This window comes from Aestuariivivens sp. NBU2969, assembly GCF_019931125.1.
Classification (GTDB): Bacteria; Bacteroidota; Bacteroidia; order Flavobacteriales; family Flavobacteriaceae; genus Aestuariivivens; species Aestuariivivens marinum.
The window spans coordinates 45451-58062 of record NZ_JAIOUU010000003.1; the positions used below are offsets into that span (position 1 = coordinate 45451).

The window sequence follows — 12612 nt, forward strand, 5'->3', positions numbered from 1 at the left end:
TTATTTATGGCCACAAACCTCACAATCTTTACGCCTGTTTATCTTAATGGATTGCACATCCATAGTTCGCATATCCATAGTCAACAACCTATTTTTTAAGGGCTCACCAAAACCTGAAATGACTTTTATGGCTTCCATAGCGCCCAAACAGGCTATCGTACCAGAAACCGCTCCAAACACTGGAAACCGTCGTTTCCAGGCTATGGGCTTATCCGGATACAAGCAAGATAAGCATGCTGTCTCACCTGGAACAATAGTTGTTATCTGAGCCTCTAATTCATACATGGCACAGTCAACCAAAGGCTTTCCTTGCTTTACCGCTTCCCTGTTCATTAAAAAACGTTCTTCAAATAAGGGAGCCGCATCTACAATTACATCGGCCATACTAACTAGCTTTTCAGCATTGCTTTCGTTAATATTTTCTGGAACCGAAATAATATTCAACCTTGGGTTAAGCTCTTTTAATCGTCTTTCTGCCGATGTGACCCGTGGTTTGCCCAACCAATCATGTGTCATTAACAACTGACGATTTAAATCGCTATGTTTTACATTGCCCGCATGAGCCAATATTAAAGTTCCAACCCCGGCCGCAGCCAACTCATAAGCAACAACACTGCCCAATCCCCCACAACGAGACACTAAAACAGTACCGTTCTTTAATCGTTCTTGACCAGCTTTACCATGCCCTGTAACATCCAGTTGCCACTCGTAAGTTGCCAATTCTTCTTGTGTTAATCGTTTCATTATCCCCCTGATATTGGTGACATTAACATAATTTCCATTCCATCTTTCATTTTGATATTCTCTTCATACCTTACTTGGTTTTGATTTACTACAATTAAATTGGAATGACGATACACGCCACTTTCTTCAAACAAAACCGCACCAAAATCGGATCCGTATGTCTTGGGCAATTCCCTTATTAAATCTTGTAATGTATCCTTTTCATTAATCAAAATGACATCACTATCTACTCCTGCCCTATCTTTTAATTGTGCCGTAAATTTTAATTTAATACTAATCATAAAACATTTGTTAATTTCTTTTGATGTGTTATGGCTCCAGCTTCAAAATACAAAATGCGATCTGCCAGTTTTGAGGCTTCAAAATTTGAATGGGTTACATGAATTACAGTGACATTCAAATTTTGCTTCAGTTTTTGCAACAGTTTTACCATATCGTCTTTGGTGTCTTCATCCAAAGCACTTAATGGCTCATCTAAACACAATATTTGAGGATAAAAACTCAAGGCTCTTGCTAAGGCTACACGCTGTTTCTCACCACCACTTAAACCATCTATACGTCGCTCCAATAAATAATCTATACCCATAAGCTCCACCAATTCGTTTGTTCTTTCTTCTATTTTTTGTTTACTGTACTTTCTTATTTTTAAGGCAAATCCAATATTCTTTTTTACGGTCATAGTATTAAAAAGTGCAGCATCTTGAGGCACGTACCCTATTTCACGTTTGGCCGGGACTTCATTGGATACATTTTTGTCGTTTATCCAAATTTCACCTGATGACAACTTTCTTAGCCCACATATAGTTTCCAAAAGGGTTGTTTTACCACAACCTGTTTTTCCCATAAGTACAACATATTCCTTTGCCTCAATGGTAAAATTAAGGTTGGATAATTTAAAATTCCCTTGATGTATGTTTAAATTAACACCTCTTATCATTGCTAAACAATCACTTTTTTATCACCAAATAACCGAACTATCATAAGCACCGCAAATCCTGAAAAGATCATAATTAAGGATACTGCTACAGCTGCTTCTATATTACCTACGGTCATTTCTAAAAATACCGTTGTTGGTAAAACCTCAGTACGCATTCTAGTCGCTCCAGAAAAGATAAGAATAGGTCCAAACTCTCCTAAAGCCCTAGCCCAGGCTAGAGAAGCCGCTGTTAAAATGCCATTCTTTGCTTGTGGTAATAGGATGTTAAAAAAAGCTTGCTTTTGATTACAGCCCAATGTTAGAGCCACCTGTTCCTGTCGGTTGTTAATTTGGGAAAATGTTACATACATGGTACGTACAGCAAAAGCACAGGCCACCATAAACTGAGCAATTACAACACTATATACCGTATAAGTAATACGCACATGGCTTTCTATAAATCGGCCCGGAGCGGTTTGAAATAAAATCAACAAACTCAATCCTATTACTAATGGTGGTAGTACTATAGGAATGTCAAGAATAGCGTCGATTACTTTTTTAAACGGAAATTCAAAACGTGACATAAAATACCCTAATGGAACAGCAACCATTACGCTTAAAATCATAGTAACCGTACAGGTGACCAAGCTCAATTTAATTGCATATTGGATTTCCTTACTTTTAAGTGCTTCAAATATATGTCCTGGTGACGTATAGGACATATCAGCCACCATCATAGCAACAATTAGAATGATATAAGTAGAAGCAACAATACCCATCATTATATAAAAAGGGGTATTGGGTTTAACTTTTAAAGGTTTAATATGTTCTTGTAACGCTTTAATCTTATTTCTTTTATTAGATTATCTTCTTCTATACAGTATAGATTTAAATGCCCTATCTAAAATAGATATAGCTTTTTTAAGTTCTTCCCTTTTAATAGTCAACGCTGGTGATAATTGTAAAACATGTCCTTGAGATACCTTAAAACTTAAGCCCTGTGTTAAGCAACTATACATAATCTTCTCTGCTTCAATAACTTTTGGCTGATTGGTTTCTGGACACCTTAATTCAACTCCCCATAAAAGTCCTAACCCTCTTACCTTACTAATAATAGGGTATTTACATTTTAAGTCGTTCAAAGCTTGTTTCATGAAAATAGCATCTTCTTTTACTTTTTGTAATACCTTGTTCTCATTTATGTAATCAATTACTGCCCTAGCCGCTGCACATCCAACGGGACTCTTCTCATGTGTAAAATGTCCTAATGAAATATCCTGAGCTACATTATACTCTTCTCTACATACCATTGCTGCAAAGGGAATAACGCCTCCTCCGAGTCCTTTTCCCAAACATAAAATATCAGGCTCAATATTAAAATTCTCAAAGGCAAACATTTTTCCTGTCCGCCCCAAGGCAATTGGTATTTCATCCAAAATAAGCAATACATTATGCTTAGTACAAATTTCCCGAATACGTTTCCAGTATTTTGCAGAAGGAATCTGAACATCTGTATTCCTAACTGTTTCAGCAATAAAAGCCCCTATTTCACCTTCCTTCTCAATAACATACTCGAGATAATCTGCAGATTTCATTTCATCTTCAAAAAAACCCCCTGTATTCATCGGTGGAGGAATACGTATGACTCCTGGCATCATTGGCCCCATATGCTGCCGAAATACTGCTTCTCCTCCAGCACTTATCGCATCTAAAGATGCGCCATGAAAGGAATCCCAATACGAAATAACTTTATGTCTTCCAGTAACAACTCTTGCTAACTTTAAAGCCATACTTACTACAGACGTCCCTCCTGGTGCAAACAATACTCTATCTAAACCTTTGGGCAGTAAAGAGGTTATTCTTTTAGCAAAATCGATGGCTACTTCATTTGTATAACGACGGGTAGAAAAAGATAATTCGTCTAGTTGCCTTTTGACCTGATCAATGACATAAGGATTGGAAAATCCAACTTGATGGACATTATTTCCATGAAAATCAAGATAATCCTTTCCTTCCAAATTTGTGATTTTGGCGTCCTTACATGAACTAAGAACATCAAGACAAGGTGTAGACATGGACTGATGTAAAAATAAGGCCTCATCTTCGCTTAACAACTTTTTGGTTTTTTGATTAAGTATTTGCTCTTGTTGCCATAGCGCTCTTTCTTTGGAAAGATTAATATCTCCTTCTGTTTTTAAAAGCTCCTTCATTGTTTTAAATCTGGATTAGTATATTCCCAACCAAAACCATATTCTAAAAATTTATTTTTAGAACTATTTTCAGTCAAGGCATTTATTAATCGTTTTGTTAAATATTTGTAATTGGATTGAGCAGCAACCCCAATATTTTGAAGTGCTATAGCCTGATCCAAATCTATTGACACCACCTCTAATCTGTCCTTAACTTTCGCAACATTAGCATAATATACTATTACAGCATCTAATGAGCCTGTTAAGATTTGATTCACCAACAAATCTGCCGTTGGTGCTTGGGAGCGTATATTTTTATAAACCGCTTCCCACAACCCTTGCCCCTTAAGCAATTGCTTGGTTAGAGCTCCTAATGCGCTTTGCTTATCATTGCACACACCTAGTTCTATATTATTTTTTGTTAAATCGCTAAGACTTAGAATTTGTTTTGGATTTTCTTTTTTGGTTACAATAACAATTCTTGTATTTGAAATATCCATAATATTGGTAAACCTATCCTTTACCTGTTCCATAAATGATACATCACATGTTAAGTAGGCATCTGGGTTTTGTCCTGCTTTAATTTGGGAAACCAATATTCCACAACCATTGTACACGCGTGTTACTTTTATACCTTCACGAGTTTCAAATGCATTGATAGTTTCGTCTGCTGCTAGCCTATTTACGCCACCACTATAGAATAAGAGTTCTGGAGTTTCTTCCCAAAGATCACCTTCTATAGGGTGATAGCCCAAGGCCCTAAAAATTTCCAAACCTTTATTCTTAGCAGAAAGATAACGTAAAAATTTTAAGGCTTCAGTTGGTTCCTTGGAAAATTTAAGCACGCCTAATGTTACTGTTTTTATGTATTTGTTAAATGCCATTTCCTCGACAACATCAATATCTTTATAATTATTGGCCGTAGCATCCCAAATAATACCTGCATCAACTGTTCCCAATTTAATAGCATTAGCCACCTCGTTAACCGTTGGCATCTGTACTTCTAGATGGTTTTGAATACTATCCCAAAGTTTTGAATCCTGAAACATTTTTTTAGTGAGACGTCCAATGGATGCTGCATCGGGATTTGCAATAGCAATTCTTAAAGTATCACGAAATACACTAGATAAGCCCTTAACTCTTTTTGGGTTACCTTTTGGTACTGCTATGATAGGTTTTAAAAAAGATAAAGGTTGCGTTTCTTTGACGAGTTTAAACTTTTGGGCTTCTTTTATATAACTGCTATCTGCTGCTAAATATAAATCACCTTGCTGTGCCACCCTTAAATTGGAAAGTAAGGTACCGGAACCCCCATATTGAATATCGATACGCACACCATATTCACTGAAATAATTATTTGCTACTACTTCAACTACCGGTTTCATTCCTGCTGCACAATAGAGCATTAATGATTTTTCTTCCTTATTCTTTTTACATGAAAAAAGTATTAGTAGTAAAAGTAAAGTGGTAATATAATTTTGCTTTATGAACACCCTAAATATAAATCGTAGTATTTTACAAACTTGCAACTTTTTTTAGTTATATTCAAATTTATTCATATTAAAAGCACATTAAAATTAATACCTATCTAAGCTGCGATCAACCTCCATGCTATATTTATCTATACCCCCCTTTAGATTATAAACTTTGTTAAAGCCATTGTCAATTAAATACTCTACAATTTTTTTACTTCTACTACCGTGGTGGCACATAACAACTATAGTTTTATCCTTTGGCAAGACATCTAGTTTATTCGAAACTTGTTCTTGGGGAATCAAGACAGAGCCTTCAATTTTTGCGATTTCATATTCATATGGTTCACGGACATCCAACAAAAAAAGATCTTTTTTATTAATCAAATTAAAAAGATTCTTAGGCATTATCTCATTATTACCGTGTAACTTTTTCATAGACTCTACTTCTTTCATTACACCACAAAAAGCATCATAATCAATAAGCTTTGTAATAGTCGGCTTATCTCCACAAACCGAGCAATTATTATTTCTTTTTAATTTTATTTCGGAAAAATGCATTTGCAGTGCATTGTAAAGCAACAAACGTCCAATTAGTGGCTGACCTTTTTTTAAAATCAACTTTACCACTTCTGTCGCCTGAATGGTTCCCATAAGTCCGGGCAATACACCCAACACTCCAGCTTCGCCACAAGAAGGCACAGTACCATGCTCTGGTGGTTTTGGATACAAACACCTGTAACACGGTCCTCCTTTAGCTCCAAAAATACTGGCTTGACCTTCAAACTTATAAATTGACGCATAAACATTTGGCTTTCCCAATAACACACAGGCATCGTTAACCAAATAGCGGGTTTGAAAGTTATCGGTACCATCGGCCACAATATCGTATGATTTGATTATGTCCAATGCATTTTCTGAAGTTATTGCTCCACTATACTGAACAATATTAATGTCGGGGTTTATATTTTTAAGTGTGGCTGTTGCAGATTCCAGTTTTAATTTACCTATATCGGAAGTCCCATGAATGATTTGTCGCTGAAGATTAGAGGCTTCAACTTCATCAAAATCAACCAAGCCTAAAGTACCTACTCCCGATGCTGCCAAATACATGGCTAAAGGTGACCCCAATCCACCGAGCCCCACAACTAAAACCGATGCTTTCTTAAGTTTTTGTTGCCCTTCAATACCTACCTCACTCAACAACAAGTGTCTTGAATAGCGCTTTAATTCTTCTTTAGATAACATTTTTTACATTCTATTTTCAAAAAATTATCAATACCGCTTTAAAATTAATGCTTTTAAAATAGAAATCGTAAAACTCAACTAGGTCTTATTTATTATTTGACCAATAGCTTCTTCAGCATCTGGCCAAGGCACTTGCTGATTGGTGTCTGTTCTAGTTGGCATTTGTGCATTGACTCCTCTTAAATAATCACCAAGCTCTACAGCCAAAGCTTTTAACTTTTCTTTTTCTGTACTGGCCAAATTATTGGTTTCACCTATATCTTCTGCAATATTGAACAATTCAAAATGACTATCTATATGATAATAGATTAATTTATAATCACCTTTACGTATAGTGCTGGTCGCACCAATACCCGGGCCCGTTTGCCCCCAATTATTGGGATAATGCCAAAACAAAGGCCTTTCATTGTTATTCACTTCTTTAGATTTTAAAATTGAAACAAAACTTTTTCCATCTATAGTTTGAACAGCTTTATATTTTTCAATCCTTGCCATTTCCAATATGGTTGGAAAAAAATCTTCTATAATAACATAGTTACTTGTACTAGAATTTTCTTGAGTTACCCCGGGCCACTTTACAATCATTGGTTCCCGAATACCGCCTTCATGTGCCGACCCTTTACCGCTTGAAAGAGGTTTATTATGCGTATGGGGTTGGCCACCCCTGGCCACTGCACTCAATCCGCCATTATCGGACATAAACAAAACAATGGTATTATCGGCAATACCTTTATCGTTTAAATAATTCATTAAATCACCCAAACTCTTGTCCATACCCTCTACCATAGAGGCATATTTGGCTTCCTTGGGGTCTAGCCTTGCATCCAAATATTTTTTTTCAAACCTATTATCCCCGTATAAAGGCGTGTGCACTGCATAATGTGCCATATACAAAAAGAAAGGTTTTTTGACTACTACAGCACTATCCATAGCCAGTATAGCCTCCTTAGTTAGTGCTTCGGTTAAAAATATATCTTCACCATGATATTTTTTCAAACCTGGCACTGCCCATATTTCCTTTCCTTTTTCACCATTTCCAAAATTTTCTGTTCCCAAATAACTTTCTGGGGCCCCTGCAGCATGTCCTGCTATATTAACATCAAATCCAATACGCTTAGGGTTTTCTGCTGGTGTTCCAATAGCACCAAAATGCGCTTTACCAGCGTGAATTGTGTAATAGCCTGCTTCTTGCAATAATTTTGGCAGTGGTGTAGCATATACTGCATTTTTAATATCTGGTACCGGACTCATGCCATTAACATTCCATCTTGGAAATTTCAATTTTTTATGGTTTGCTTCCACAGGTTGCAGCATATCTTTCTTAAGTGTCCAATTAGTAACTCTATGCCTCGCAGCATTCATTCCAGTCATTAAACTAATCCTTGTCGGGGAGCATACAGACGTAGCATAAGCTTGCGTAAATTTCATGCCTTCCTTTGCAAGACGTTCCATGTTTGGTGTTTTGTAGCGCTCATTAAAAGCTGTTTTCTCTGTCCAAAATGGCACTGAGGTATCTTGCCAGCCCATATCGTCAACCAAAAACATTATAATGTTTGGTTGCTCACTAACCCCCTTATCTCCTTGCCCTACAGCCTTAGCATCTTTCTGTTTACAAGAGATTACGTTAAAACAAATGGCTAAAACACCTATTAATTTACATATGTTATTCATAACCTAAATAATTTGTAGTTACATTCCATTACTCTAACACTTTCGCATAGTTAATTCCTAAATCGTCCCAGTGACTTTGAAATTTCTTTAATGCTTGCTTAAAACTTTCAAAATCCTTATTTTTCAGTTGAGTCCACCCCACTTCAGCATATGCGGCAATCCTAGGAAATGTTTGATGTTCAACATCTTTATTGGTAGGTGTCCATTCGCTCCACATCTGGCAGCCAAAACCTAAAATATTTTCATGGTACTGTTCTTCCAATCCTTCTGGAATTGGATTGAAACTATAAGCCTTTTGTAAACTAATTGATTTATAATTATAATCTAAATAAGTATTACTGTGTAGTGAATTCACAATATCATATCCTTTTTTAGCAGCATCGGTAGCCAATTCCAAATCACCTTTCCAGAAATGAACAACAACATTTTTAGCTAGCTCTGTCTCGGCTTCTTTATCGTCTTTCTTTTCTTCAAAACCATGATGTATGTTTTTGCCTAAAATTTCATTCCAACCCATCATTCTTCGTCCATTCTCCTCTATGAATTTTGAAATTTTATTGGTAAAAGCTATTTGTAAATCTGCAGAGGTATTAATTCCATTTTCTTTCATGTACTCCTGAACATGCTTTGACTCTTCCCAAACCTTATATCCCACTTCATCTCCACCAATATGAATAACTTTAGAGGGGAACAACTCAAATAATTCCAGAAATACATCTTTAATAAACTGCTCAACTTCAGGCTTGGTAACATCGTAATTATCGTAATGTCTACCAAATTTAACAGGAACATCAATATCCTCTCCAGCGGTTCCCAGCCATGTATAAGCTGCAATAGCCGCACTCGAGTGTCCTGGCATTTCAAACTCTGGCACCACAGTAATGTTACGCTGTGCAGCATAGGCTACAATATCCTTTATTTGTTCTTGTGTATAAAAGCCACCATGTGCTTCACCAGATGTTTTACCACTGCCCCACCATTCAATTTCTGAATCGGTTCTAAACGCACCAACCTTTGTCAATAATGGATATTTTTTAATCTCAACACGCCATCCAGCATCATCTACTAAATGCCAGTGAAACACATTCATCTTCAATAAAGCCATTTGATCCAGTATCTGCTTGACAAATGCTTCACCGTGAAAATAACGCGACTCATCTAACATATAGGCGCGCCACTTAAAACGCGGACTATCTTCTATGGTAACACAAGGCACTAACCACTTATTGGATTCAACACCATGACTTACTGATTCATGTGTTAAAAGTTGATATAATGATTGCACTCCATAAAAATAACCAGCAGCCTCACTAGCACTAATAATAATTTGGTTCGGATTAACGTCTAATTGATACGCCTCAGATTGGATACTTTCAACAAATCTAAAGATAATCCTACCCGAGTTTTTTTCCTCCAATTCAAGTATTTTACCCGTGGTATTACCGATTAAGTCTATTAAATGATTTGCTGCGATTTGTTGATCATCCGATTCGATTGAAACCTTGTCACCTTCTTTAACAGCAAAAGAAAACTCCCCCAAAGTAAGCTTTGATGGTTTAGGTAAAATATTAATTTCTACAGGTAGAAAGGTTCTATTTTTTTCAGCACAACTACTGAATAATAAAACTAGAAATAATACAATAAAGGCATTATAGCGCATAATGGGTATTTTAATTCTTGATTTATTGTGCTCGAACATAAACTTACAGCTTAATTGATTAGAATACAAATTAATCACCTTAACATTAAGGTAATACTGAAAAGACTAAGGCGTAGAGCAACTATTCAACTACTAATAAAATATGGTTTACACTTAATCTAGTATAACTTATGTTTCAGGAAATACAATTGTTTTATTTCCATCAACGATTATCTGGTTATTCAAATGAAACTTAACCGCTCTAGACAAAACCATTGTTTCTATATCGGCACCAATACTCTTGAGAGTGCTTACCGTAGACTCGTGGGTCACTCGCTCTACATCCTGTTCAATAATCGGACCCTCATCTAAATCTTGGGTAGCGTAATGCGCTGTTGCCCCAATTAATTTCACCCCACGCTCATAAGCCCTCATGTAAGGGTTAGCACCCTGAAATGCAGGCAAAAATGAATGATGGATATTAATGATTCTATAGGGATAATGACTTATAAAATCTGATGTCAGTATCTGCATGTACCTTGCCATTACTATTAAATCAATTTCATTTTTATCAAATAAATCCTTTAATTCTGCTTCTTGCTGGTTTCTAGTCTCTTTATTTACAGGTGCATAGTAATAAGGAATACCAAACATTTCGGCCACAGGCCTTAATTTTTCATGGTTACTAACCACCATAACGACTTCACAAGGCAATATGCCCTCTTTGTATTTCGATAATAAATCATATAAATTATGATTGGTATGCGACACCATTATAGCAACTTTTTGCTTTTTGTCACCATAATCTATTTTCCATTCAATATCAAAACTTTTGGATAACTTATCAAACTTTTCCTCTAGATCAATAGTTATGTTTTGCTTAGTAGTTAAGCATATACGCATAAAGAATTTTTTTTCCCTTACATTGGTATACTGCTGCAAACTAATAATATTAAAACCCTCTTTATAGAAAAACCCCGTTAATGTGGCTATAATTCCCTCTCTATCTGGACACTTTATCAACAACGTAACCGTTTTTTGTTCCATTTAATTATATTTTGATTGTTATTTAAGGTGAATAACAAATACGTTTTTTATATCACGAAACACTAAATTTCTATTCCTTTTAAATTGAAAAGCACTTTGAACTTACAAACATTATTTACATCAATTAGATTACATGATAAATTCATATTCCCTTAAGCAAAATAAGTTTAAGTATTTTAGAATTGCAAAATAAAGTTAAAGCACTACCAGACAAATCTTTGTAAATTCAATATAGTGATTCAATAAATAATGCTTAAAGGTAGCAATCCCTAAAAAACCTTTTCCAAACAAATCTTAAAAAAATCATTCATTTATTTTCAAATAAAACTTCTATAAAAAAGTATCACTTTTATAAGTTATCTTTATTAATATTTTTACAAAAATGCTCATTATTATTAACCTTCTTTTTTATTGGAACGTGCATCTGCACAACGTTGCCTAAAACTAGAATTGAACGGATCTATTTCACCAAACCTATCAACACCAAACGATTCTATGTTAGTAAATAAAGGGACATCACATATTAATTCTGCAATAGCACGTCCATACCCACCTGATGTAGCTACGCCAGCACCAGAGCAACCTGTTGACAAATACAACCCATCAACATGCTTCGCTCTTCCAACCACCAATGATGCATCTGGGGTATAGGTCGAAAAACCAGAGACACAATGCGCTATTTCCATATCATAGAATTCGGGAAAAAATTCTTGAAAAACCGCTCCTTTTTCCATTAATATATTCCATGATTCTTGTTCAGAAATGAGGTTAAATCCATTCATGCTTCTTGGTAAGAGTCTAGGATCTAAATGAACTCCTGCACTTTCCCGTATACCAAAAAGCATAGACATTCCATCCGGTCTACAATAAGCCGATGCATCTGGTAAAATAACCATGGGCTGGTTAGGATTAAATAAATCTGGGCGTTCTCCAGCTATCCAATAAACACTCCTTACAGGAGCCATTGGGACCGCCTCACCCACTTGCATTGACAACAGGTTACTCCAAACTCCTGCAGCATCTACTACTACATCGCAATCAATAACACCCTTATCTGTTTGTACTCCTATTACCTTACCTTCATCTGTTAATATTTCTTCAACATTGGTATATTGCTTAATAACTGCTCCAAAACGTTTTGCAGCTTTTGCAAAATTTGTTGCCAAAACGGTTGACTCCATGTAACAGTCCTCCTCCATAAATGCGCCACCCCTAACCTTATCAATATTGAGCCATGGCAGTCTTAATTTAATGTCTTGAGGTTCGAGCCACATACATTTTAATCCAAAAGATAGAGCTACCTCCATTAACCCCTTTATACTTTTCTCTGAAGCATCAGATGCTGCAACATGAATACTACCAACACGCATAACCCCTATAGCCTCACCCAACAAATCTTCTATTTCTGTAATAGCTTCCATAGTCTGCATGACCAACGGAACTATTGATTTTTTCGACCTTGCCAAAGTCACTAATGAAGCCGCTAAAGACGTGTTACCAGAACCAATAAAATTCCTTTCAACTAATACAACTTCAGCTTTAGCCATTTTACTAACATAATAGGCTACTGCAGTGCCAATAGTACCTCCGCCAATCACAACAATTCTTTTAGCCATGACTTTTTATAAAATATTATAATTAATTTATCAATAAAACAATACTATGTATATTTTTTGACTTCTAATA

Annotated in this window: 11 protein-coding genes; all 11 read right to left on the reverse strand. The window is 35.8% G+C overall.

The genetic code is table 11. From position 1 onward, the window contains the following. Complete coding sequence (locus K7G79_RS03245) at positions 1–744, reverse strand: HesA/MoeB/ThiF family protein (protein WP_223549107.1); 744 nt, start codon at positions 742–744, stop codon at positions 1–3. After that, positions 744–1025 (reverse strand): MoaD/ThiS family protein, encoded by a 282-nt coding sequence (locus K7G79_RS03250; RefSeq protein WP_223549108.1) that lies wholly within the window; start codon positions 1023–1025, stop codon positions 744–746. Before K7G79_RS03250 ends, K7G79_RS03245 begins: the two co-directional genes overlap by 1 nt. Beyond that, positions 1022–1681: an ABC transporter ATP-binding protein gene (locus tag K7G79_RS03255; protein ID WP_223549110.1), complete on the reverse strand. Its 660-nt coding sequence runs from the start codon at positions 1679–1681 to the stop codon at positions 1022–1024. The genes K7G79_RS03250 and K7G79_RS03255 overlap by 4 nt, the downstream gene beginning before the upstream one ends. Positions 1682–1683: 2 nt before the next feature. Beyond that, a complete protein-coding gene (locus K7G79_RS03260) occupies positions 1684–2442 on the reverse strand; it encodes an ABC transporter permease (RefSeq protein ID WP_223549111.1) in 759 nt (252 codons plus the stop codon). A gap of 81 nt (positions 2443–2523) precedes the next feature. Then, complete coding sequence (locus tag K7G79_RS03265) at positions 2524–3870, reverse strand: aspartate aminotransferase family protein (RefSeq protein WP_223549113.1); 1347 nt, start codon at positions 3868–3870, stop codon at positions 2524–2526. After that, entirely contained in the window at positions 3867–5255 is a 1389-nt protein-coding gene (gene modA, locus K7G79_RS03270; RefSeq protein ID WP_223549115.1) for a molybdate ABC transporter substrate-binding protein, read from the reverse strand. The genes K7G79_RS03265 and modA overlap by 4 nt, the downstream gene beginning before the upstream one ends. Positions 5256–5426: 171 nt before the next feature. Next, a complete protein-coding gene (gene moeB, locus K7G79_RS03275) occupies positions 5427–6569 on the reverse strand; it encodes a molybdopterin-synthase adenylyltransferase MoeB (protein ID WP_223549116.1) in 1143 nt (380 codons plus the stop codon). A gap of 78 nt (positions 6570–6647) precedes the next feature. Next, entirely contained in the window at positions 6648–8240 is a 1593-nt protein-coding gene (locus K7G79_RS03280) for a sulfatase (RefSeq protein WP_223549118.1), read from the reverse strand. A 28-nt stretch (positions 8241–8268) separates the two neighbouring features. Continuing rightward, the gene (locus K7G79_RS03285; protein WP_223549120.1) at positions 8269–9939 is read right to left on the reverse strand and encodes a beta-N-acetylhexosaminidase; all 1671 of its coding nucleotides are present in this window, start codon (positions 9937–9939) and stop codon (positions 8269–8271) included. A gap of 129 nt (positions 9940–10068) precedes the next feature. Continuing rightward, positions 10069–10926 carry a formyltetrahydrofolate deformylase gene (purU, locus tag K7G79_RS03290; RefSeq protein WP_223549121.1) on the reverse strand — a complete coding sequence of 286 codons (858 nt, stop codon included), beginning with the start codon at positions 10924–10926 and terminating at the stop codon, positions 10069–10071. Positions 10927–11321: 395 nt separating this feature from the next. Further along, positions 11322–12542 carry an FAD-binding oxidoreductase gene (locus tag K7G79_RS03295; protein WP_223549123.1) on the reverse strand — a complete coding sequence of 407 codons (1221 nt, stop codon included), beginning with the start codon at positions 12540–12542 and terminating at the stop codon, positions 11322–11324. Positions 12543–12612 lie beyond the last annotated feature (70 nt).